A 21,600-nucleotide genomic window follows, 5' to 3' on the forward strand; every position below is an offset into this window, starting at 1 on the left:
TGCGCTGCTCGCCAATAGCGGGGCTATTGGCAGCGCACCGCGCCTTGCATCCCATCCCGAAAAAATGCCTGCGTGGCCCCAAATAGATCATGAACAGGCTCTTAAAACAGCGAAAATAGCGTCAGTGCTTTATTGATAAAGCTTTTATGGGGCCTTTGGGCCTGGGCGCGCAACACGGGTTGCGGCGCCGGCCCCCCATCCAATCCAACACCCGCTGCCGCCCGCAAAGTCCTCCATTCCCCGGGGAGCCTTGCGGCTGGTGGCACTTATTTTTTGACCTTGCGTTCCCATGTTTAAATCTTCCAAACCTGAAACCCCCGCCGTGAAAACGCCCACCACCAAGCAGGCTGAAGCCCATCCGCTGGACGGCCTGACCGGCGGCGCTTTCTCTGCGCCCACATCCGGTGAACGCACGGCGCGCATCCGCACCTGGCTGGCGACTGAGCCGTCGGCAGAGCAGATGGCCGAGGTCTACAAGGACCTGGCCAACCGCGACAAGGGCGCCGCCAAGCCGCTGAAAGAAAAGCTCGACGAGCTCAAGCGCAGCAAGGGCCAGGAGGCCGTGGCCGCCGAGTGGGCCGAAAAAGCCCAGGCGCTGCTGGCCGTGCCCAAGCTCAACCTGGCCGACGCCCTGGCCTGGCAGCGCGACGCCGCCAAGGCCGGCGCGCCGCTGTCCAAAGAGCCGCTGGCCGGTTTGAAAGTGCAGCTGGCCGACCGTGTCAAGACCATTGAAGACCTGCAGCACCGCACCCAGGTGCAGCGCGAAGCCGCCGTGCTGCTGGCCCAGCGCACCGAAGTGCTGTCGCTCAAGCCCTGGCGTGATGCCGAAGCGGCTCTCGAATCCCTGCGCGGTGACGTCACGCACTGGCAGTCGCAGGCCGATGACATCACGCACGACGCCAATTGGGCCAGTGTGGACGCCAAGTTCCCTCCGCTGCTCGACGCATCTCGCGCGCAGTTGCTGGCCGTGTGGGAGGCCTTTCAAGGTGCGCTCGCGCAGGCCCAGAAGGCTGCTGAAGATACGGCGGCGCCGCTGCCCGCAGTGCCGGTGTGGGCCGACGAGCTGCGCGCCGCGCGTGGCCTGCCCCCTGCAGCGGGTGAGCAGCCTGCACGTGCGCCCAAGGCCAAGATCGACCCGGCCGTGCTCAAAGACATGCGCGAAAAATCGTCGGCCATCGTGCAGGAAGCGCTGGCACGGCTTGAGCACGAAGTCACCGAAGGCCATGGCAAGTCCACCCCCAAGGTAGCGGCCGAGCTGCGCCATGCGCTCAAGGAACATATCCGCAACATCGACAGCAAGCTCGAAGCCGCCGCGCACGCCGCATTGACGGCTGCCGGCGAACTCGAAGGCTGGCAGCGCTGGCGCGCCGACCAGATCCGCGAAGAGTTGGTCGTGAAAGCCGAGGCCCTGGTGGCCAAGCCGCTGGGCGGACGCAAGCAACAGGAAGCCCTGCGCGCCATGCGCGAGCAGTGGAAGACCAGCGACCAGGGTGGCACGCCCAACCACGCGCTGTGGAAGCGTTTTGACGATGCCTGCAACGAAGCGCACAAGGTTGTTGAGGCCTGGCTGGAGAAGGTCAAAGAACAAAGCGAAACCGTCAAGGCCGAGCGCAAGCTGCTGATCGACGAAGTGCTGGCTTGGGCCGAAGCCAACAAGGGCAACACCGACTGGAAGCACCACATCCGCAGCCTCAATGGCTTTGTCGAAAAATGGCGTGAAGCCGGTCATCTGGGTGAAAAGGCGTTTGCCGAAATCCAGCCGCAATGGAAAGCCGCGATGGACGCCGCAGACGCTCCGCTGACCGCTGCGCGCCACGACAGCATTGCACGCCGCAAGGCCATGATTGAAGAAGCCAATGTGCTGGGCGCCGAGCCGATGTTGCGCATCGACGCCGTCAAGTCGCTGCAACAGCGTTGGCAGCATGAAGCGCAGGCCGTGCCGGTCGAGCGCAAACAAGAGCAAAAGATGTGGGACGCCTTCCGCAAACCCATCGACGATGCCTTCCAGCGCAAGACTGCCGAACGCGAAAAAGCCGCTGCGGCGCTGGGCGAATACGACCGCATGGTGCTGGACGCATCCAAGGCCGTTGAAGCCGCCACCGCCAGCGGTGATGTGCAGAAGATCCACGCGGCTGCCAAGGCACTGGAAGCCATCGTGCGCGGACAGGTGCCTGTGCCCGCACCGGCTGCGGTACCTGCTGCTGCCCCAGCGGCGCCGTCGGTCGAAGCCGCATTGGCTGATGCGAACGCTGTCCCGGTTTTGAAAGAAAATGAGGCTGTAGCGCCCGTGGAACCTGCGCAAGCAGCTACAGAAAACGTAGCAGATGCACCTGCTGCCACGGAAGCCGCCAGCGAAGCGGCGGCCACCGAATTTGCCGAATCCAGCGAGCCGGCGAGTGCGCCTGCCGAACCGGCACCCGCGCCCAAGCCCGCACCCAAACCCGTGGTGGCACGGCGCGGGGACGACCGCCCGGGCATGAAGAAACCTGAGCCCGCAGCGGCCGGACGCGGCGGCAAGTTTGGCGACCGCAAGGATTCGCGCCCGGGCAGCAAGCCCGGCGGCCCGCGCCAGAGCACCGACAACAAGTTTGAGCCTTACCGGGAAGGCCGCGATGACCGCGGCCCGCGCGGTCATGATCGGGGAGACCGTGGCGACCGCAATGCACGCCCTGCATTCGAAGAGCGCGGCCCACGCCTGGGCGATGCCGCCTTCCGCGCCCAGCGCGAAGCCTTTGAGGCCGCCAACCAGGCGCTCAAGAAGCTCGCGATGCAGGCGCACGGTGAAGTGCTGACGCACTTGTTGACCGCCTGGGAAAAGCGCGACCCCGCACAACTGCCGAGCGCGCAGGACCTCGGCAAAGCCGTGGCGCCGGCCGTGCGCAACCGCTGGGTGCAAGCCGTCAGCACGCCCTCGGGCAAGGACGCTTCCGAAGCGCTGCTGCGTCTGGAAATCGCCGCCGAGCTGCCGACACCGGCCGAGCACATCAGTGCGCGCCGCATGCTGCAGCTGCAGCTGCTGACCAAGCGCAATGCCCCCGCGCCGGCTGAAACCTGGGGTGAAGACACCGCCCAGGTGCTGGCTGCTGACTTTGACGCCGGCAACGCCAGGCGTGTGCAGAACGTGCTGAAGGCATTGCTCAAGCGATGAGCGAGGTTGGCGCTGCTGTGGCCTTGCCCCAGGAGCGGCAACAGACGCTGGGTGAGGAAATCGCCAACAGCGTGAGCCACGGTCTCGCGCTGCTCGCTGCGCTGGTGTCGGCGCCTTTCCTGGTCATCGCCAGCGCGCGCGACGGTGACGCGCTTGATGTGGCGGCAGTCTGCGTTTTTGCCGCCACCATGGTGGTGCTGTATTTCACCTCGATGCTGTACCACGCCTTGCCGGCTATCCGGGCGATGCGTGCCAAGCGGGTGTTCCAGGTCCTGGACCATGGCGCCATCTACCTGCTGATTGCCGGCACCTACACGCCATTCACGCTGGGCGTGTTGCGCGGGCCCTGGGGCTGGACGCTGTTCGGCCTGGTCTGGGCCATGGCGCTGGCCGGTGTGGCCGTCAAAGCCTTCGCGGGCGTGCGCTGGCCACGGCTGTCCACCATCCTCTATCTCGCCATGGGATGGATCGCCGTGATCGCCATCAAGCCGATGCTGGAGCTGATTCCAGGCTGGGGGCTTTTCTGGCTGGTGGCCGGCGGGCTTTTTTACACGCTCGGTGTCGGCTTCTTTGCCACCGATTCACGGTTGCGCTACGGCCACTTTGTGTGGCACCTGTTTGTCGCGGCCGGTACGGTGTGCCATTTTGTGGCGGTGCTGTATTACGCCGGTTGAAATTCCCGGCCTGCAGCTGCTATTAAAAATATAGCTGCTTGCGCTTACCTCTATTGGTTTAGAGGCCGATTTTCATATAAACCGCGAGCGCAATGCGGCTCTTGCGCTCAGGAAGCCGCTTCAATCAGGTGGGCAATCCCGTCAAAGCCAAGCCGCCGTGCGTGCTGCAGGGCGTTGAGTCCTTCCTGATCCACCAGCGCCGGGTTGGCCCCGGCTGCCAGGAGGCGTTGAACCACGGCGGTATGGCCCTGCATGACGGCCAGGATCAGCGGTGTGCGGCCTGCCGTATCGGCTGCATTGACGGGTGCGCCTTGCTGGAGCAGGCGTTCCAGCAGCGCCAGGCGTCCTGCGCGTGCTGCCTCCTGCAAGGCACCTGCCAGGCGGTTGGGCCCGGCACCTGCTTCTGCACGCGGCGCGCGGTATTGCAGGGTGCTTTCCTGCTTTTGTAGAGGCGCTACGGCGCGTGCTGCAGGCGCGGCGGGCGCTGCTGCGGCAGGTGCCGCAGGTGCGGGGCGTACAGCCGGCGCTGCTGCGGCCATATCAGCCTGCGCTGGTGGCGCCGACAGCGATCCGGCTGCGGCGCCGGCCATGCGTGGCACGATCGAGGGCTGCGTGTTTTCCTGGACGGCGGCGGCAGGCGCGGGCGCGGCAATGGGCGCTGGTGCGGGAGGCGGCGCGGCTGGCGGGGCTGCGGCAGCCAGTGCTGGCGCGGCTTCAGCTTCTCTTTGCCGGACAACAGGTTCAGTCACCGGGGGCGAGGCCACTGCTTTGTCCTGCGCCGCAGGAGCCGGTGATTTCGAAACCGGCTTCGCAATGTCGGCAGATCGCTTTTTGGCGTCGGCCTCGGTGGCGGGTGGTTGCGGTGCCACCGGAGCGGGAACGGGAGCCATCGATGGCGAAGCTGCCGGCGGTGAAGCTGGCGACGATGACGATGAAGGTGTTGTGGCGCTGGGCTGGCCAAACGCCAGTTCTTTTTCCTCGTCGGTGCCGCGGTCAAATTGCAGCACCAGCAGCCCGGTCAGGCCGGCGAGCGCAAAGCCCGCCAGCGCGGAGATTTTCCAGCGCGACTGGTTGGCTGCCGGGCGTTGCGCTGCATCGATGGTGGCGCCGGCTTGTGGTGCGTCTGCCTGCTTGCCGGCTTCGATCACCATCTGCGCGTGGGCGCGCACGGCGTCACGCACATGCGCGCCGGGGCGGCGTGTGTCGTCTGCGCTGGCCTCACGGTAGCGCTGCAACAGCTCGTCGCTGTGCGGGCTGTGATCAGGCTCTGTCATGCAAACTCCTGTAGCTGCTGGCGCAGGCTGTTCCGGGCATAGCGCAGGCGGCTCTTGGCGGTTTCAAAGCTGACGCCGGTCGCGGTGGCGATGTCTTCCACGCTCATGCCGGCTTCGGCCTGCAGCAGGAAGGCTTCGCGCTGCTCCAGCGGTAGCCGTTCCACCGCGGCGATCAGGGCCTCGGCCTGCTCGCTGGACTCCAAACGGCGCACCGGGCCGAAGCCCGAGTCGGCTGCCAGCGTATCGCCAAGGCCCAGGCCTTCTTCATCGTCGCCGCGTCCATCGATGCTGACGTGCTGCTTTGCCGTGCGGAAGTAATCAACCATCCGGTTGTGCGCCATGGTGAACAGCCACGTTTTGAACTTCGCTGTCACCGTATAGGTGGCGGCACTGCGGGCCACGGCAAACCAGACATCCTGCAGCAGGTCGTCGGCCACCGCCTGCACCCGCACACTGCGAAACACATAGCGCCACACGCCCAGTTCATGCCGCGCATACAGCGCATCAAAAGCCGCCATGTCCCCGGCCGCATAACGCAGCATCAGCGATTCGTCGCTGTCTTCGGCTGCATCGTTGGTCGGCGTGGCGCTGGGCATGTACCAGATTATCACGGCGCAACGCGCGATCTTTCTCACGACAACAGACCACCGCGCAGGGGCTCTCCAGACCAGCAGGGGCCGCGGAACCGGCTTTGCCGGGCCGCAGGCGCAGCGCCCCCTCGGGGGGCAGAGAGTTACACGAAGTGAACGAACGTGGGGGCTCAATACCGTGGAGGGTCAGGCACATAAGACGGGTTTCCTGACTGCGGGAACGGATCAGGGATGGGGTTGCGCGCGACGGGTTCGCGGATCACACCGCTGGCGATGAGGTTCTCGCGGCTGTCGTAGCGGATGCGGATGACCTCGTTGGGCTGTGTTTGCAGGCGCGCGAAGGTGGTGTGCGATACCAGTGAGTTTTCCCGTGCGCCGTGGCCCGTGCCCAGTTTGGGGGCTGGCAGGGGGGCGGAAGGCAGCCTTCTGACCCGGCCTTCGGACAGGGCAGAAGCTTCCGCGCTGCCGCTGGCGCGGTCGGCCAGCGCGGATTTTCCGGCGGTGGATGATTCCGCCAAAGGTGCCGGTGGAGCTGATGAAGGCGAGGGGGCGTTTCGCAGGCCCAGCGATGCGTCGGCTTCGCGCTCGTTGCGGCCGGAATAGGCGGGCGCCTGGGCGACCGGCTCGGGAGCTTGCTCCCTGAAGAGCGCCACACCGATCACGCCGACGTTGCCGGGCCTGCCGGTGCGGCCGGCGTAAGAATCCCCAAGCGCAGAAAATTCGAATGCGGCGACTTCGCTGCTGCTTTTGCGCCAGCCGGTGACCTGGTACTGCTGCCAGGGTGAAAACACATAACCGGTCTGGTCCCAGGCTGCGGTTTCGCCGCTCAGCACGTTCACGCCGTCGACGGCGGTCACGGCCAGTACCCGTTCACCGAGCTTGTTGCGCACGGCGATGGCGTATTTGGCGCCGTACTGGCCGGCCACCCAGTACTCGCCGCGGTGGTGGTACAGCGGCAGTGTGGCGCCGGTGTTGCGGTCAATCACGGTCACGTCGGCCAGCCGGCCGACGGCCTGCGCGGGCAGGGCGGCCATGGTGAGGATGGCCAGCAGGATCGAAGAGGCAAGAAGGGGGGTTTTCACGTGAGCTCCAGAAAGTGGTGGAGCCCATTGAAACGAAGGGGCGAGGGAAATGGGGTTAAGCCGGCCTGAAAAGGGCCAGACCGGGCCGGCCGGTTGCTATGTATTTGATAGCTTCTCGCGCTTGGCCAAATTGGGCTGCGGGGTGATTTCCCTTGCAGAAATTGCTAGCCCAGCACGCCAGACGGCCGGAAAGCCGCCGGGCGCTTATTTCGGCATAAAAAACTTGTCGAACAGCACCGTCAGGGGCGCGAAGTCCTGCGTGAACCGTGTGCGGTTCACAAAGTAGGCTTCGCACGCCACGGCAAAAAATTCGGCCGGTGACCTGGCGCCATAGCTGTCCAGCCATGGCGGCTCGGCGCCGAAACGTGTGGCCATGGCGACTTTTTCGCAGAACCCGTCGTAAGCCGGCTGCATGACCGCATGCCACGAGGTGAGGGCACTGCGCGTGGGCAAGGGCGGGCAGCCGTCGGCGGCGCCATCGCGCATGTCGATCTTGTGGATGAATTCGTGAATTACCACGTTGTGGCCGTGCTCGGCCGAGTCGCCCGCGCCCGCCACGTCCTGCCAGCTCAGTGTGACGGGGCCGCCCTGCATGGCTTCGCCCAGCAGCTCTTCGCTGTAGTGGTGCACCACGCCGGCCTGGTCGGTGACCTGGCGGCGCGCCAGCATGGCGCCGGGGTGAACCACGATGCCCTTGAAGTCGTCGTACCAGCGCAGGCCCAGGTGCAACACCGGCAGGCAGGCCTGTGCGGCAATCGCGACCGCCATTTCATCGGTGACCTTCAGGCCGTGCGCACCGGTAAATTCCTTTTGCTTGAGGAATTTTTCTGTCAGGGTGTTCAGCTGTTGAAGCTCCGCAACCGGCCGCCGGCCCAGGAAAGGAAACCGCAGCAGGGTGTCCATCCACAGGGTTTCGGGGATGGTTTTTTCAGGGGCCTTGGCGCCGCCAAGTGTTCGTAACCAGTTCAGCATAAGGTGGAGGTGGTGGTTAAACGAAATGAAACAAGGGTCAGCACAGCGCAATCCTTTGCAGCCCGCCGGCCGTCAGGCGCAGCACTTCCGCGCGCGGCGCCGGGGTGCCCAGGTCCCAGTCGCTGAGCACCACGCGCGACAGGCCGCCGCCCAGGTCATGCACGGCAGGCTTGTGCGTGTGGCCATGAATCAGCGTGCGGGAATTGGCCGCCCGCAGCCATTGGCGCGCAGCCCGGGTGTCGACGTCGGCATATTGCGCACCGGACTGCTTGCGCGCTTCGCTTTGCTCGCGCAGCCCGCGCGCAATCGCCTGGCGTTCGGCCAGCGGCCTGGCCAGGAAGGCGCGCTGCCATTCGGGGCTGCGGACCTGGCTGCGAAAGTTCATGTAGTCGGTGTCATCCAGGCACAAGGCGTCACCATGCGACAGCAGCCAGCGCCGCCCGGTGCCGGCGGGAAAAACCAGCACGGTCGGGTCTGCCAGCAAGGTGGCGTTGCACAGGTCCATCAGGGCTTGGCCCACCAGGAAGTCACGGTTGCCGTGCATGAAAAACAGGGCCAGCCGGCCTGCAGCATTGCCCATGGCCTGCACGCAGCGCGCGTCAAAGCCGGCGGCAGGGTCCAGCAGGTCGCCTTCCACGGCGTCATCGCCGACCCAGACTTCAAAGAGGTCGCCCAGGATGAAGACCGCATCGGCCGGCGTGGTTTCAAGATAGTGCTGCCAGGCCGCAAAAGTAGCCGGCTCCGAGGCTTGCAAATGCAGGTCGGAAATGAAATCGACCGTGCGCCACACGGGCGGAGCCGGCAGCTCCGCCATGGGGGGCACGGCCTGGGGGGTGTTCACCGGCTGGATTTCGGCAAGCGCGGCCCGAAAGGGCACTCAGGCCACTGCAACGGCTTTTTGGATGATCACGTCTTCCATCGGGACATCATCATGGAAGCCCTTGCGGCCGGTCTTGACGGCCTTGATCTTGTCGACGACATCGGCGCCGGCAACCACCTTGCCGAACACGGCATAACCCCAGCCCGATGCGTTCGGTGCGGTGTGGTTCAGGAAGCCGTTGTCGGCCACGTTGATGAAGAATTGCGAGCTGGCCGAGTGCGGTGCGTTGGTACGCGCCATGGCTACGGTGTAGTTGTTGTTCTTCAGGCCGTTGTTGGCTTCGTTCTCGATTTCGCCGTCGGTAGGCTTTTGTTTCATGCCCGGCTCAAAGCCGCCGCCCTGCACCATGAAGCCCGGGATGACGCGGTGAAACACCGTGTTGGCGTAATGGCCCTTGTTGACGTAGTTCAGGAAGTTGGCAACGGTCTTGGGTGCCTTGGCGGCGTCGAGCTCCAGCGTGATGACGCCGTATTCGGCGATGTGGAGGTCTACTTTGGGATTGCTCATGATGGTGTCCTGTAGGGCTGTGTCAATTAATTGACGAGGGTTGCTGATTTGATGAGAACGGGCGTCTTGGGAACGTCCGTCGGGAAGGGGCCGCCGGCGCCGGTGGGCACGGCCTTGATCCTGTTCACGACGTCCATGCCGCTGACGACCTTGCCGAAAACGGTGTAGCCAAAGAGCTGGGGTGCGTTGACGAGCTGGGCGCGCGGGGTGTTTTCATAGACGCGGCCCTGGTATTCAAACTTCGGAACCGGGTCGCCGGGGGGAATCACCGTGGGGTTCAGGAAATCGTTGTCCTTCACGTTGATGAAGAACTGCGACGAGGCGGAGTTGGGGTCGTTGGTGCGCGCCATGGCCAGGGTACCGACCACGTTTTTGGGGCCGCCCTTGGCGAGCGCCTCACGGCCTTCATGCGGCACCGGCGGGCGGGTTTTCTTCTCGGCGTAGGTGGCGTCGTAGCCGCCGCCCTGCACCATGAAGTTGCTGATCACGCGGTGGAAAATCGTGCCGTCGTAGTGTTTGTCCTTGACGTACTGCAGGAAATTTTCAACGGTCTTGGGCGCCTTGTCGGGATAGACCTCGACCACGAAGTCGCCTTCGCTGGTGACGAACTTGACCTTGGGTGCGCTTTGCGCGAGCGCCGGGCTGGCCAGGAGGGCCAGGCCTGCGGCGGCTGCCACCGCAAATGCGGCGCGGCGCAAGGGAGAAAACGCCGCGAATGCGGCAAACGTCCTGTGAACTGCCATCAAATGGTTCCTTCGAAAAATATCTTCCACTGGTTTCCCTGGCGGATCCAGTACTGGCGTTTGGTGCGGCCGGTTTTGGCGCCCTTGATCAGTTCGCCAAAGGTTACCACCATCGTATCGGTGCTGTCGGTCCAGCGCAGGTAAGAAACGTCCTTGAGCAGGATGTCGCGCCCACCGAGTTGCTTGAGCTCGCTTTGCAGCAGCGGCGTCCATTCGGCCAGCGTCTTGCCGTAGCTTGTGAAGTCGGGTGTGTACCAGGTTGTAAGTTTGGCCATGTCGCCGCTGGACTTGGCATGGTGCCAGCTTTGCAGCGCGGTTTCGAACGACCGGGTGTCGGCCGCCAGTGATTGCGGCGCCACCCATTTGAGGCTGTGGGCAATCACGACGGGCGTGCTGCGCACCTCGACGGTGCGGATGATGCGCTCCAGGTCGGGGTTGGCCAGCACGACGCATCCGTCGGTGGACAGCGGTGCCCGGGAAAACTGCGCCGGTGGTGTCCCGTGCAGCCAGATGCCGCCGCCGGTCTTGCCGCGCTTGACATCGAGCTGGTTGGGGTAGTTGATGGGCAGCGCGCCCGAGCCGTAAAAGTCGCGCAGCGATTTGGGGTTCAGGTTGCTGGTGATGTAGTAGACGCCGACCGGCGTGCGCAGGTCGCCTTCGACGGATTTTTCAATACCGGATTTTCCAACCGAGATGTAATAGTCCGCCACGAGTTTGAGGCCCGCGCTGGTGTTTTCAAACAGGTAAAGGCGTGACCTGGACGCATCGACGGCAATGGCGTGTTTGTTACGCGATGAAAGCACCAGGAATTGCGACGGCACCAGGCCGGGGGCGGGCCTCTCGCGCAGCGCGCGCAGGCGCAGCAGCGACTCCTGCCGCAACTCGGCCAGCAGGGCTGCCGCGGCCTTGGCAGCAGCGTCTGGAACATCGCCGGGCGTGCGCACAGGGCGTGTAAAGCCGGCCAGCAAGTCGCCGTAAACCAGTTGGGCCAGCTGGAAGTTGGGGTGGTCCTTCACGAGGCCTTCGGCCTTGCGCAGGGCTTCGCGTGAATTTGCCTGGCCGATCAGTTTGTAGATTTCAATCAACCGGGCTTCCGCTTCGCCGCCGCGCGCCTCATGCGGGGCGGAGGCTTTTGTCGGGGCGGGCCGCTTGGTTGTGTGCGCGCGGGTTTCGGCCCGCGCAGGCGAAAAGGCCAGCACCAGGGACGGTGCGATGAAGAGAAGCATTGCGGCCGCTTTTTTCATGCGGGCTTCCACGAAAGTTTGCCGGCCAACACAGACGGACAGGAACAGGCTGAACAATGCACTTGGGTCAGGCCGGCCGCCAGCGATCAGCCGCCTGTGGATTCCTTGACGATGACCCAGCGATCACCGGCCTTGGCCATCTCCAGCGTCTTGCGGCTGGAAATATTGATGGAGTCGGCGCTGTAGTCCTGCTTGAACCTGGCCGTGGCCTTGGCGCCCTGTACGGCGATGGCCAGGTCGGAGAGCTTCACGCTGATGCGTGACTTGCCGACGATGCGCGCGCGGCGGTCTTCTTCCCAGGCCTTGCGTGCCTGCTTGCCGGGAGGCGCAAAGTTCTGGCCGTAGCTGCTGAGGTAGCCGTTCATGTCCTTGTCGGACCAGGCCTGAGCCCAGCTGCGCACGGCTGCTTCGACTTCTTTTTCGGTGCCTGCGGCGGCAGCCGGTGCTACGGGTGTTGCCGGTGGCGCGGCAGGAGCAGGCGCTGCGGCCACCGGGGCTGCCGGCGCTGGCTTGGCAGCCGCTGCGGGAGCCGCAGGGGCCGTTGTGGCCGGGCCAGACGTCGGTGCGCCGGCAGCCGGCTTGGTCGGGCTTTTTGATTCGGCGGAGAACAGGGTGCGGATCAGTGCCAGCTTGGGCGGAACGGCAGCGTTGCCGCCGTCGAGTTGCAGGGCCTTGCTGTAGGCCTGGCTGGCGAGCCTGGCGTAGACGTCGCCCAGGTTTTCATGTGCGGTGGCGTAGCTGGGGTTGGTCCGGATCGCCATTTCAAGCGCCGCCCGGGCCTTGTCGAACTGGCTCTGGCCGGCATACAGCACGGCCATGTTGTTGTAGGGCTCAGGCAGCTCGGGGTAGTCTTCGGTGATTTTGGTGAAGGTCGCGATCGCGTCGCTGGTCTTGCCGGTTTCGGTCTGGATCACGCCCTTGAAGAAACGCATTTGCGGGTCGCGCGGCTTGCTGGCGAGGTACTGGTCAACCTTGGCCTGCGCCTCGGCATACTGGCCGGCACGCATCAGGCGGCTGACGTCGGCGTAGTCGTCGGCATGGGCAACGGACACCGACAGGGTGACCGCCACGGCCAGCATGCGCAGGGCGGCGGACAGCGGATTGCGTGTAAGGAAGTTTGGCGTGGGCATGGCACTCTCGCGATTTGTTTTAAAGCCCCCGGTGCTGTTTTGGCAGCCGTTGGGCGGAAAGTCAACATAAACAGCCAGGCTTTTCAGGGCGCTCCGGGAGCCGCTGAACGTTGTCCGACGGGCTGGATATACTGGGCGATTGTAACTGAGGGGGGTATAGTTCATGGCCCCCAGAATCCCGTACTTTCCGTTTTTATCGCACGTTTTCGCGTGTACGCCGAATGGCCCTTGCCCGCCCGCGGCGTCCGTGAGATAAAGCTTCTTTCCTTTGCCTGACCACCGGCTGCTTCCGGCCGATGCCAGGCTTCGCAGCATAATTTTCATGAGCCTTCGCATTTACAACACGCTGTCGCGTGCCGTGGAAGAATTTTCCCCGCTTGATCCCGGCCATGTGCGCATGTATGTGTGCGGAATGACGATTTACGATCTCTGTCACATCGGCCATGCGCGCATGATGATGGCGTTCGACGTGGTGCAACGCTGGCTCAAGGCAAGCGGCCTGAAGGTTACGTATGTGCGCAACATCACCGACATCGACGACAAGATCATCAAGCGGGCGGTTGAGCGCGGCATCACCATCCGCCAGCTGACCGACGAGATGATCGCGGCCATGCACCAGGACATCGGCGCGCTGGGCATAGAGCCTCCATCGCTGGAACCCCGTGCGACTGAGTACGTGCCGCAGATGCTGGGCATGATCGCCACGCTGGAGGAAAAAGGCCTGGCCTACAAGGGCTCCACCGGTGACATGAATTACGCGGTGCGCAAGTTTCCCGGCTACGGCAAGCTCTCGGGCAAGTCACTCGACGAGCTGCGCGCCGGCGAGCGCGTCGCTGTGCTCGACGGCAAGGAAGACCCGCTGGACTTTGTGCTCTGGAAAAGCGCCAAACCCACCGAGCCCGACGACGCCAGGTGGGACAGCGCCTATGGCCCCGGCCGTCCAGGCTGGCACATCGAGTGCTCGGCCATGTGCCGCGGCACGCTGGGCGAGACCTTCGACATTCACGGCGGCGGCGCGGACCTGCAGTTTCCGCACCACGAAAACGAGATCGCCCAGAGCGAGGCGGCCAACGGTAAGCCGCTGGCCCGCTTCTGGGTGCACAACGGTTTTGTGCGCGTCGACAACGAAAAAATGTCCAAGTCGCTGGGCAACTTCTTCACCATCCGCGAAGTACTGGCCAAATACGATGCCGAAACCGTGCGGTTCTTCATCGTTCGCGCCCACTATCGCAGCGCCCTGAATTACAGCGACGCCCACCTGGACGATGCGCGCAACTCGCTCAAGCGGCTTTATACGTCGCTGGATCTCGTCAAGCCGGCAGCGCTGCCGACCGACTGGGCGCACCCGTTTGCGCAGCGCTTCAAGGCGGCCATGGACGAAGACTTCGGAACGCCGGAGGCCGTGGCAGTGTTGTTTGAGCTGGCGGGTGAAGTCAACCGGACGGGCTCTGCCGAACTCGCAGGGCTGTTGAAAAACCTGGGCGGCTGCCTGGGCCTGCTGCAGGGCGCGCCTGGGGCCTACCTTCAGGCAGGCGCCGGCCTTGACGACGCCAGCGTCCAGCAGCTGATCGCGCAGCGGGCAGCTGCGAAGCTGGCAAAAGATTTCGCCGAAGCCGACCGTATCCGCAAGGACCTGCTGGCCAAAGGCATTGTGTTGAAGGATTCGCCCGCCGGCACCACCTGGGAGGTGCAATCGTGAGGTTCCGGGTTGTTTTTTCACCCTGTTTTTCAAGCCATTTCGGCCTCCAGACCAATAAGGACCGGCGCAAGCAGCTATGAAAAAGATAGTGAAAAGCGGCCCGGGCAGCGCCGAGCTGGCCGACGTTCCCGAGCCGGCCACCACGGTGCCCGAGTATTGGGCCGATGCCTGCAAACACCTGGTGAAAAAAGACCGCGTGATGAAGCGGCTGATTCCCTTGTTCGGCGACGCCTGCCTGCAAACCCGCGGCGATGCCTTTGGCACCCTGGCGCGCAGCATCGTGGGCCAGCAAATTTCGGTCAAGGCGGCGCAAAGTGTCTGGGCCAAATTTTCGGCGTTGCCGAAAAAAGTGACGCCTGCCAATGTGCTGCGCCTTAAAGTTGACGACATGCGCGCGGCCGGGCTGAGCGCCCGCAAGGTCGAATACCTGGTGGACCTGGCGATCCACTTTGACGCCGGCACCGTCCACGTCAAGGACTGGGCGGCGATGGACGATGAGGCCATCATCGAAGAATTGGTGGCCATTCGCGGCATCGGCCGCTGGACGGCCGAGATGTTTTTGATTTTTTACCTGATGCGACCGAATGTCCTGCCGCTGGACGATGTGGGGCTGATCACCGGCATCAGCCAGAATTACTTTTCGGGTGAATCCGTCAGCCGAAGCGACGCGCGAGAGGTGGCCGCCGCCTGGTCGCCTTACTGCAGCGTGGCAACTTGGTATATTTGGCGCTCTCTGGACCCATTACCGGTTCTGGGTACCCCCACGGGTACCGAGCAAATTTAAGTTTCATGAAGCCCTGAGGAGCAGCACATGGCGAAGAAGACCTTCCTCGATTTCGAGCAACCGATTGCGGAGCTTGAAGGAAAAATTGAAGAACTGCGCTACGTACAGACCGAGTCGGCTGTCGATATCTCTGAAGAAATCGACCAGCTGGCCAAAAAGAGCCAACAGCTCACCAAAGACATCTACAGCGACCTCACGCCCTGGCAGATCACCAAGATCGCCCGCCACGCGGAACGTCCCTACACCCTGGATTACGTCAACGAAATCTTCACGGATTTTGTTGAGTTGCACGGCGACCGGCATTTTGCCGACGACCTGTCCATCGTGGGCGGCCTGGCGCGCTTCAACGGCACCGCCTGCATGGTGCTGGGCCACCAGAAGGGCCGCGACACCAAGGAACGCGGCCTGCGCAACTTCGGCATGAGCAAGCCCGAGGGCTACCGCAAGGCCCTGCGCCTGATGAAGACCGCCGAGAAGTTCAAGCTGCCGGTGTTCACCTTTGTCGACACGCCCGGCGCTTACCCCGGCATTGACGCCGAAGAGCGCGGCCAGTCCGAGGCCATCGGCCGCAACATCTTTGAGATGGCGCAGCTCGAAGTGCCCATCATCACCACCATCATCGGCGAAGGCGGCTCCGGCGGCGCGCTGGCCATCTCGGTGGCCGACCAGGTGGTCATGCTGCAGTATTCAATCTACTCTGTCATCAGCCCTGAAGGCTGCGCGTCCATCCTCTGGAAAACCTCCGACAAGGCGCAGGAAGCCGCCGAGGCGCTGGGCATCACGGCGCACCGGCTCAAGGCCCTGGGCGTGATCGACAAGATCGTGAACGAACCCGTGGGCGGCGCCCACCGCGACCACAAGCAAATGGCCGCTTTCCTGAAACGTGCGCTCAACGACGCCTTCCGCCAGGTCAGTGACCTGAAGGTCAAGGAGCTGCTCGACCGCCGCTACGAGCGCCTGCAAAGCTACGGCCGCTTCACCGACACCAAGGCCGACGCCGGCAAGTAAGGCGCCCCGGCACAAGCTGGAGCGACAAGACCATGGTGCGCCCCCGTATCGGTCCTTACAGTGCCGAGGAAGAGCAAGCCCTGGCGAAGTTGCGCCGGCGATTTTGGTTGACCTCTGCCGCGCTCTATGCGATTTTTCTGTCGGTCATGTTCGGTTTCGTTCCACGCGAGCTTGCCGCCGAGCCGCTGGCGGTTTCCTTTATGGACTCGATGGCCCATGTCGTGCCCATGCTGGACCAGTTGCCTAAGACTCCTGGTTATGACCCTTTTCTGCGCTTTTACTACGCGGTGCTCTGGCTGATTTCGCCTGTTGCCGGCCTTGTGGGCTTGTGGGCTGGGCTGGACTATCTAGTCAAGCATGACCGCTACGCGCGAATCAAGAGCCCGAACCGTATGTTGGTCTGGAGCCTGCTGTTCTGGTGTTTCCTGCTGGTTTTTGCTGCCATCTGGCCTGTTGCGGACGGTGGGGTGCCCTCCTGGCGGGACCATGGTTTGGTCTCGAGTATTTTTGGCATAGCGCTACGCGGCGTCTACCTCCTGTGGTGCTGGTTCGCCATCGGTGGCACGCTCGGGGTGCTATGGGTGCGTGCCAGGATTGACCGGGAAAGATTCGCCGAAGCCAAGCCATGAATGACAGCGCCGTGATCGCCGCTGCGATTTCCCAATTTCAACCTGCTTTGCCGCTGGCCGTTGCGCTCAGCGGCGGCGCCGATTCTGTCGCCTTGCTGGTAGCCTGCGCCGAGAAATGGCCGGGGCAGGTTCACGCCATTCATATTCATCACGGCTTGCAGGCGGCGGCCGACGACTTTGAGCAGCACTGCGTTGCCCTCTGCGCGCAGCTCAATGTGCCGCTAATCGTCCAGCGTGTGGACGCCCGTCATGCTTCTGGCGAGAGTCCGGAAGACGCGGCGCGCAAGGCACGTTATGCGGCGTTTAAGGCTGCAGCCCAGGAAGGATATGCGCAAGCAGCTATTAAAAACATAGCAATTGCCCAGCACGCCGATGACCAGGTGGAGACCATGCTGTTGGCGTTATCACGCGGCGCGGGGCTGCCCGGGCTGGCCGCCATGCCGGCGAGATGGGAGCGTGACGGCATGACCTATTACCGTCCGCTGCTGACGGTGCCCGGGGCATTGCTGCGCGATTGGCTGGTGACGCGCGGCATCACCTGGGTGGAAGACCCGACCAACACCGACGAGCAGTTCACACGCAATCGCATCCGGGCCCGCCTGCTGCCCGCGTTGGCGCAAACCTTTCCGCAGTTTCGTGAAACCTTTGCACGCAGCGCGCGTCACGCGGCCCAGGCGCACGGGTTATTGGTCGAGGTGGCACAGCAAGACCAGGTTGTCGTGGGAACCCCCCCGGTGATCAAATCCCTGCAATCCCTGTCACAGCCGCGGCAGGCCAATGTGCTGCGTTATTGGCTGACGCTGCAACAAGCCACTCCCAGCGCAGCACAGCTCGACCAACTGCTCCTGCAAATCGCCGCCTGCACCACGCGCGGGCACCAGATCCACCTCAAGGTGGCGACCGGGCATATCACGCGCACTGGTGCGGTGCTGAACTATGCGGCTGCAGGGGATAAGGCGAGCTAACCAGGTAGTAGTCCCTAGGTATAATTGAAGGCTTTGCTGGCGCGAAATCGCCGTTAAAAGCCCTCAAACGGGCGCTTTTACACAGGTTCCCGGCAAAAAATCCGCAACAACTCCTGATTGACATCCTGCAATGGCATTGATCGTTCATAAATACGGCGGCACGTCGATGGGCTCCACCGAGCGCATCCGCAATGTCGCCAAACGCGTGGCCAAATGGGCGCGGGCCGGCCACCAGATGGTGGTCGTTCCCAGTGCCATGAGCGGCGAAACCAACCGTTTGCTCGGCCTGGCCAAAGAGCTGGCGCCCGCCAGGACAAGCGATGCTTATGGCCGCGAGCTTGATGCGCTGGCTGCTACCGGCGAGCAGGCTTCCAGCGCATTGCTGGCCATTGCGCTGCAGGCCGAAGGCATGCAGGCCGTGAGCTACGCCGGCTGGCAGGTCACCATCAAGACCAACAATGCCTACACCAAGGCCCGCATCGAGTCCATCGACGGTGAGCGCGTACGCGCCGACCTGGACGCCGGCAAGGTCGTCATCATCACCGGCTTCCAGGGAGTGGACGAGGCCGGCAACGTCACCACACTCGGCCGCGGCGGCTCCGACACTTCGGCCGTGGCCATTGCCGCGGCGCTCAAGGCGCACGAATGCCTGATTTACACCGACGTCGACGGCGTTTACACCACCGACCCGCGCGTGGTGCCTGAGGCGCGCCGCCTGCACACCGTGAGCTTTGAAGAGATGCTGGAGATGGCCTCCATGGGCTCCAAGGTGCTGCAGATCCGCTCGGTGGAATTTGCCGGCAAATACAAGGTGCCGCTGCGTGTGCTGTCCAGCTTCACCGAATGGGACATCGACATCAACGAAGAAGCCAAGTCAGGCACTTTGATCAGCTTTGAGGAAGACGAAAACATGGAACAAGCCATCGTATCGGGCATCGCTTTCAACCGCGATGAAGCCAAAATTTCCGTGCTCGGCGTACCCGACACCCCGGGTATCGCGTACCAGATCCTGGGCGCCGTGGCCGATGCCAACATCGAAGTCGACGTGATCATCCAGAACGTCAGCAAGGACGGCAAGACCGACTTCAGCTTTACGGTTCACCGCAACGATTACTCCAAAGCCATCGACCTGCTGAAAACCCAGGTGGTGCCCAAGCTGGGCGCGCAGGAAGTCACCGGCGACGCCAAGATCTGCAAGGTCAGCATCGTCGGCATCGGCATGCGCAGCCACGTGGGCATCGCCAGCAAGATGTTCCGCGTGCTGAGCGAAGAGGGCATCAACATCCAGATGATCTCCACCAGCGAAATCAAGACCTCGGTCGTCATCGACGAGAAATACATGGAGCTCGCCGTGCGGGCCCTGCACAAGGCTTTTGACCTGGACCAGCCCGCCACCTGAAAATGGCTGAGAAGTCGTGAGATAATCGATTTATTGGAAACGTGACCGAGTGGCCGAAGGTGCTCCCCTGCTAAGGGAGTATGGGGTGTAGAGCCTCATCGAGGGTTCGAATCCCTCCGTTTCCGCCAAGACTACCGACTCTCTCCCGCATGGGGCAGAGTCGGTTTTTTTGCGCCGGATTTCTGCGATTGTTTCAAGAATGGGTAACCTTGCTTTCAACGCGAAGCGTCCGTCGCGCTGTTACCTTGCCACGCTCTTGGACTCAAGCTTTTCCAGGTCAGATACCTGGCACGGGCATGAAAATCAATCAACGACCACGCAAATATGGCCGTCCATTTTTCTTTGCTACGGCACGGGAGGACTGCTGTCCGCCAGCTCGACTTCCACGTCATAGATTTCAGTGATTTTCCAGTGCGAACCGTCATGGCTTGCCTGGCCGAGTACTTTTACAAGGAATGAACTGCGCTGCTTCTCCGTCTGCAGTGTGATTTCGCAGATGAAGTCGAGCTTTTCGGGACCGTCGGGAAGCGCCCCAAGGAGTTGATAACCAGCCCGGCTGAACCTGCCCTCTTTTCTTCGCTGCCGTAATTTTTCAATCTCAGGCGTGTGAAGAACGAGGGCAGTGAGGTGGTCGATAAGTTCATCGATCACTGCCTGCGGGTTTATTTTCATGTCGTATGTGAGCTCTTCTAGGAATCTCCTGATTATCGATCTTTAGTATTACATTTTTCTATCTCTGTTGTAACCAATCTCTAGTTAATACGGCATTTCGTTTTCAATAATTTCATCAATTGCAATAGAAAATTCGTCGGAACCAACGTTTTTGTTAAGCGCCAAACCCCGGCAATAGACTGCAGGCTCTCATGCCCGACCTCTTTACCTTGGTGACAGCGTTGCCGTTTGAGAATGTGTTTCCCCGCAACGCAAAAAAGTCGCCCGGAGGCGGCCAACTATGTTGTCTCGTGTTCTCAAGCTGGCGTGGCCAAAGAAGCCGCCAATTGACCGGCCTTTGCCACGATGGCTTCGCGTTCCTCCAGGGGCTTTGGGCTCCCGGTCAAATACACCGTGATCACCACAGGCGCGCATCCCGCAGGCCACAAAACGCCGATGTCGTTGGTGGTGCCATGGGCGCCTGTACCTGTCTTGTCGCCAACCAGGCAGTCCCGCGGCAGCAGGGCGCGCAATCGCCGGTCGGATGTCTTGCTCGCGATCAGCCACTGGCGCATCTGCTGGCGCGAGGTGTCTGACAGCGCATTGCCCAGCACGATTTTTTGCACGGTGCCCAGCATGGCGGCAGGCGTAGTGGTGTCGCGTGGATCGCCGGGCGTGGCTTCATTCAGCGCGGTTTCAATGCGATCCAGTCGTGTCATGCGGTCACCGAGCGAGCGCGCGTAGTCGGTCAGGCTCTTGGGCCCGCCGAAGCTGGCCAGCATCAGGTTGGCGGCCGTGTTGTCGCTGACGGTGATAGTGGCTTCGCACAACTCCGCGAGCGACATGCTGCCACCGGCTCTTGGCCCGGTGACCGGTGAATGGGAAACCAGTGCCGCGCCGTCAACAGGCAGCAGGCGGTCCAGCCGTTCCTTTCCGGTGTCTACCCGGTGCAGCACCAGCGCAGCGGCCAGCAGCTTGAAGGTGCTGCACAGGGGGAAGCGTTCCGCCGCGCGGTGTCCATGCTGCACGCCGGTACCGGTGTTGAGGATGGCAACACCGAGCCGGCCGCCGCTTTCCCGTTCAAGGGCTTTGAGCCGCCCGATGACCAAACTTGAATCAGCGGCTTGCGGTGCGCCGCTCATACCCCATAAATTCTGGGCATGAGCTGAAACCATGCCCGCCGCTATGAAGCTTCCCAGTGCGCCGGTAAATTGTCGTCTCTGCATCATTTTTACTCTCGGGTTGGTATGAAAACGGTAACGATATTGAAGGGCTGCAATTCCGGCAAACGGGAATAATCGAGGCAACTCATAAGTAAATCTTGGGCTTGAACAGATGCACCTTCCTTTGAATGCCTTGCGCGCCTTTGAGGTGTCCGCGCGTCACCTGAGCTTTACACGGGCCGCAGACGAGCTGAACGTCACGCAAACCGCGATCAGCCAGCACGTTAAAAACCTGGAGGAACGCATGGGCGTTCCCCTGTTTCGGCGGCTTCCGCGCGGCCTTGCCCTGACCGACGAGGGCCAGGCACTGTTGCCCGCGCTGTCGGAATCATTCGGCCGCATCGGCGCCTTGCTGGAGCAATTCCGCGATGGCCGCTTTAGGGAGGTACTGAGCGTCGGGGCTGTCGGGACTTTTGCCGTGGGCTGGCTGATCCCCCGTCTGGCGGCGTTCCAGCAGGTCCACCCTTTTGTTGATTTCAGGTTGTTCACCAACAACAACCGCGTGGACCTGGCCGGCGAGGGCCTGGACTACGCCATACGCTTTGGCGACGGCGCATGGCACGGCACCGAAGCCGACCTGCTTTTTCCCTCGCCGCTGTCACCCGTTTGCTCTCCTGTAACGGCTTCCCGTCTGCGAGAACCTGCTGATCTGGCCGGTGAGGTGCTGTTGCGCTCTTACCGGTCCGATGAATGGGTGAGCTGGTTTGCCCTGGCCGGTGTGGACTGCCCGGTGGTCAGGGGGGCGGTGTTTGATTCGTCCCTGACCATGGCGGAAGCTGCCGCGCAGGGCGCCGGCGTTGCCTTGCTCCCGGTGAATCTGTTTACGCGAGAGCTGCACGAAGGGCGCCTGGCAAGGCCGTTTCCACTGGAAATCGAAAATGGCAGTTACTGGCTGACCCGGCTCAAATCCCGGCGCGTAACGGGGGCCATGGGCGTTTTCCGTGACTGGATAACCCGCACATGCTGCGCACGATAATTGCTGTGCTGAGCCTGCACCA

Annotated in this window: 20 protein-coding genes and 1 tRNA gene; 10 read left to right on the forward strand and 11 right to left on the reverse strand. The window is 62.9% G+C overall.

The window, feature by feature from the left end; genetic code table 11:
- The first annotated feature begins 289 nt into the window (after positions 1-289).
- Both AC1D13_RS08210 and trhA read left to right on the forward strand, forming a co-directional pair.
- Positions 290-3,148, forward strand: a complete 2,859-nt coding sequence (locus AC1D13_RS08210; protein ID WP_477689333.1) for a DUF349 domain-containing protein — start codon at positions 290-292, stop codon at positions 3,146-3,148.
- Positions 3,145-3,822, forward strand: coding sequence for a PAQR family membrane homeostasis protein TrhA (gene trhA / locus AC1D13_RS08215; RefSeq protein ID WP_477665720.1), 678 nt, complete (start codon positions 3,145-3,147; stop codon positions 3,820-3,822). The genes AC1D13_RS08210 and trhA overlap by 4 nt, the downstream gene beginning before the upstream one ends.
- A gap of 107 nt (positions 3,823-3,929) precedes the next feature.
- On the opposite strand, the gene AC1D13_RS08220 is transcribed toward trhA, so the two are convergent.
- The 9 genes from AC1D13_RS08220 to AC1D13_RS08260 form a co-directional block, all read right to left on the reverse strand.
- Positions 3,930-5,096 (reverse strand): ankyrin repeat domain-containing protein, encoded by a 1,167-nt coding sequence (locus AC1D13_RS08220; protein ID WP_477689334.1) that lies wholly within the window; start codon positions 5,094-5,096, stop codon positions 3,930-3,932.
- A complete protein-coding gene (locus AC1D13_RS08225) occupies positions 5,093-5,692 on the reverse strand; it encodes a sigma-70 family RNA polymerase sigma factor (RefSeq protein WP_477665722.1) in 600 nt (199 codons plus the stop codon). The genes AC1D13_RS08220 and AC1D13_RS08225 overlap by 4 nt, the downstream gene beginning before the upstream one ends.
- Before the next feature lie 164 nt (positions 5,693-5,856).
- On the reverse strand, positions 5,857-6,768 hold the full coding sequence (locus tag AC1D13_RS08230) for a hypothetical protein (RefSeq protein WP_477689335.1): 912 nt from the start codon (positions 6,766-6,768) through the stop codon (positions 5,857-5,859).
- Positions 6,769-6,972: 204 nt separating this feature from the next.
- A complete protein-coding gene (locus AC1D13_RS08235) occupies positions 6,973-7,740 on the reverse strand; it encodes a M90 family metallopeptidase (RefSeq protein ID WP_477689336.1) in 768 nt (255 codons plus the stop codon).
- A 37-nt stretch (positions 7,741-7,777) separates the two neighbouring features.
- Positions 7,778-8,554 carry a UDP-2,3-diacylglucosamine diphosphatase gene (locus AC1D13_RS08240; RefSeq protein WP_477689441.1) on the reverse strand — a complete coding sequence of 259 codons (777 nt, stop codon included), beginning with the start codon at positions 8,552-8,554 and terminating at the stop codon, positions 7,778-7,780.
- 63 nt (positions 8,555-8,617) lie between these two features.
- Complete coding sequence (locus AC1D13_RS08245) at positions 8,618-9,127, reverse strand: peptidylprolyl isomerase (RefSeq protein ID WP_477689337.1); 510 nt, start codon at positions 9,125-9,127, stop codon at positions 8,618-8,620.
- A gap of 26 nt (positions 9,128-9,153) precedes the next feature.
- Positions 9,154-9,870: a peptidylprolyl isomerase gene (locus AC1D13_RS08250; protein ID WP_477689338.1), complete on the reverse strand. Its 717-nt coding sequence runs from the start codon at positions 9,868-9,870 to the stop codon at positions 9,154-9,156.
- Positions 9,870-11,114 (reverse strand): L,D-transpeptidase family protein, encoded by a 1,245-nt coding sequence (locus AC1D13_RS08255; protein WP_477689339.1) that lies wholly within the window; start codon positions 11,112-11,114, stop codon positions 9,870-9,872. Before AC1D13_RS08255 ends, AC1D13_RS08250 begins: the two co-directional genes overlap by 1 nt.
- An 86-nt stretch (positions 11,115-11,200) precedes the next feature.
- Positions 11,201-12,244, reverse strand: a complete 1,044-nt coding sequence (locus AC1D13_RS08260) for a L,D-transpeptidase Cds6 family protein (protein ID WP_457280267.1) — start codon at positions 12,242-12,244, stop codon at positions 11,201-11,203.
- Positions 12,245-12,566: 322 nt separating this feature from the next.
- Here AC1D13_RS08260 and cysS point away from each other — a divergent pair, with 322 nt between their 5' ends.
- From cysS to AC1D13_RS08295, 7 genes are all read left to right on the forward strand, one after another.
- The gene (cysS, locus tag AC1D13_RS08265) at positions 12,567-13,943 is read left to right on the forward strand and encodes a cysteine--tRNA ligase (RefSeq protein ID WP_457280268.1); all 1,377 of its coding nucleotides are present in this window, start codon (positions 12,567-12,569) and stop codon (positions 13,941-13,943) included.
- A gap of 76 nt (positions 13,944-14,019) precedes the next feature.
- On the forward strand, positions 14,020-14,727 hold the full coding sequence (locus tag AC1D13_RS08270) for a DNA-3-methyladenine glycosylase family protein (protein WP_457280269.1): 708 nt from the start codon (positions 14,020-14,022) through the stop codon (positions 14,725-14,727).
- Between the two features lie 27 nt (positions 14,728-14,754).
- Entirely contained in the window at positions 14,755-15,735 is a 981-nt protein-coding gene (locus AC1D13_RS08275; RefSeq protein ID WP_092131429.1) for an acetyl-CoA carboxylase carboxyltransferase subunit alpha, read from the forward strand.
- Positions 15,736-15,770: 35 nt separating this feature from the next.
- A complete protein-coding gene (locus AC1D13_RS08280; RefSeq protein ID WP_477689340.1) occupies positions 15,771-16,364 on the forward strand; it encodes a hypothetical protein in 594 nt (197 codons plus the stop codon).
- Positions 16,361-17,329 carry a tRNA lysidine(34) synthetase TilS gene (gene tilS / locus AC1D13_RS08285; protein WP_477689341.1) on the forward strand — a complete coding sequence of 323 codons (969 nt, stop codon included), beginning with the start codon at positions 16,361-16,363 and terminating at the stop codon, positions 17,327-17,329. The genes AC1D13_RS08280 and tilS overlap by 4 nt, the downstream gene beginning before the upstream one ends.
- A gap of 130 nt (positions 17,330-17,459) precedes the next feature.
- Positions 17,460-18,728 carry an aspartate kinase gene (locus tag AC1D13_RS08290; RefSeq protein ID WP_457280272.1) on the forward strand — a complete coding sequence of 423 codons (1,269 nt, stop codon included), beginning with the start codon at positions 17,460-17,462 and terminating at the stop codon, positions 18,726-18,728.
- 35 nt (positions 18,729-18,763) lie between these two features.
- A tRNA-Ser gene (locus AC1D13_RS08295) sits at positions 18,764-18,856 on the forward strand.
- Between the two features lie 217 nt (positions 18,857-19,073).
- Here the strand turns inward: AC1D13_RS08295 and AC1D13_RS08300 are convergent.
- Positions 19,074-19,400 (reverse strand): hypothetical protein, encoded by a 327-nt coding sequence (locus AC1D13_RS08300; RefSeq protein ID WP_477689342.1) that lies wholly within the window; start codon positions 19,398-19,400, stop codon positions 19,074-19,076.
- 296 nt (positions 19,401-19,696) lie between these two features.
- Complete coding sequence (bla, locus tag AC1D13_RS08305) at positions 19,697-20,605, reverse strand: class A beta-lactamase (protein ID WP_477689343.1); 909 nt, start codon at positions 20,603-20,605, stop codon at positions 19,697-19,699.
- A gap of 109 nt (positions 20,606-20,714) precedes the next feature.
- Here bla and AC1D13_RS08310 point away from each other — a divergent pair, with 109 nt between their 5' ends.
- Positions 20,715-21,578, forward strand: a complete 864-nt coding sequence (locus AC1D13_RS08310; protein ID WP_457280275.1) for a LysR substrate-binding domain-containing protein — start codon at positions 20,715-20,717, stop codon at positions 21,576-21,578.
- Positions 21,579-21,600 lie beyond the last annotated feature (22 nt).

It is taken from the genome of Polaromonas sp. P1_E12 (assembly GCF_056405975.1).

Excerpts from the sequence above, each read along its gene's own strand:
- AC1D13_RS08210 (WP_477689333.1), top strand. The coding sequence starts at position 290 with ATGTTTAAATCTTCCAAACCTGAAACCCCCGCCGTGAAAACGCCCACC.
- AC1D13_RS08310 (WP_457280275.1), top strand. The coding sequence starts at position 20,715 with ATGCACCTTCCTTTGAATGCCTTGCGCGCCTTTGAGGTGTCCGCGCGT.
- AC1D13_RS08270 (WP_457280269.1), top strand. The coding sequence starts at position 14,020 with ATGAAAAAGATAGTGAAAAGCGGCCCGGGCAGCGCCGAGCTGGCCGAC.
- AC1D13_RS08260 (WP_457280267.1), bottom strand. The coding sequence starts at position 12,244 with ATGCCCACGCCAAACTTCCTTACACGCAATCCGCTGTCCGCCGCCCTG.
- AC1D13_RS08290 (WP_457280272.1), top strand. The coding sequence starts at position 17,460 with ATGGCATTGATCGTTCATAAATACGGCGGCACGTCGATGGGCTCCACC.
- trhA (WP_477665720.1), top strand. The coding sequence starts at position 3,145 with ATGAGCGAGGTTGGCGCTGCTGTGGCCTTGCCCCAGGAGCGGCAACAG.
- AC1D13_RS08255 (WP_477689339.1), bottom strand. The coding sequence starts at position 11,114 with ATGAAAAAAGCGGCCGCAATGCTTCTCTTCATCGCACCGTCCCTGGTG.
- AC1D13_RS08240 (WP_477689441.1), bottom strand. The coding sequence starts at position 8,554 with ATGGCGGAGCTGCCGGCTCCGCCCGTGTGGCGCACGGTCGATTTCATT.
- AC1D13_RS08220 (WP_477689334.1), bottom strand. The coding sequence starts at position 5,096 with ATGACAGAGCCTGATCACAGCCCGCACAGCGACGAGCTGTTGCAGCGC.
- AC1D13_RS08235 (WP_477689336.1), bottom strand. The coding sequence starts at position 7,740 with ATGCTGAACTGGTTACGAACACTTGGCGGCGCCAAGGCCCCTGAAAAA.
- AC1D13_RS08225 (WP_477665722.1), bottom strand. The coding sequence starts at position 5,692 with ATGCCCAGCGCCACGCCGACCAACGATGCAGCCGAAGACAGCGACGAA.
- AC1D13_RS08300 (WP_477689342.1), bottom strand. The coding sequence starts at position 19,400 with ATGAAAATAAACCCGCAGGCAGTGATCGATGAACTTATCGACCACCTC.
- tilS (WP_477689341.1), top strand. The coding sequence starts at position 16,361 with ATGAATGACAGCGCCGTGATCGCCGCTGCGATTTCCCAATTTCAACCT.
- AC1D13_RS08250 (WP_477689338.1), bottom strand. The coding sequence starts at position 9,870 with ATGGCAGTTCACAGGACGTTTGCCGCATTCGCGGCGTTTTCTCCCTTG.
- AC1D13_RS08275 (WP_092131429.1), top strand. The coding sequence starts at position 14,755 with ATGGCGAAGAAGACCTTCCTCGATTTCGAGCAACCGATTGCGGAGCTT.
- cysS (WP_457280268.1), top strand. The coding sequence starts at position 12,567 with ATGAGCCTTCGCATTTACAACACGCTGTCGCGTGCCGTGGAAGAATTT.
- bla (WP_477689343.1), bottom strand. The coding sequence starts at position 20,605 with ATGCAGAGACGACAATTTACCGGCGCACTGGGAAGCTTCATAGCGGCG.
- AC1D13_RS08245 (WP_477689337.1), bottom strand. The coding sequence starts at position 9,127 with ATGAGCAATCCCAAAGTAGACCTCCACATCGCCGAATACGGCGTCATC.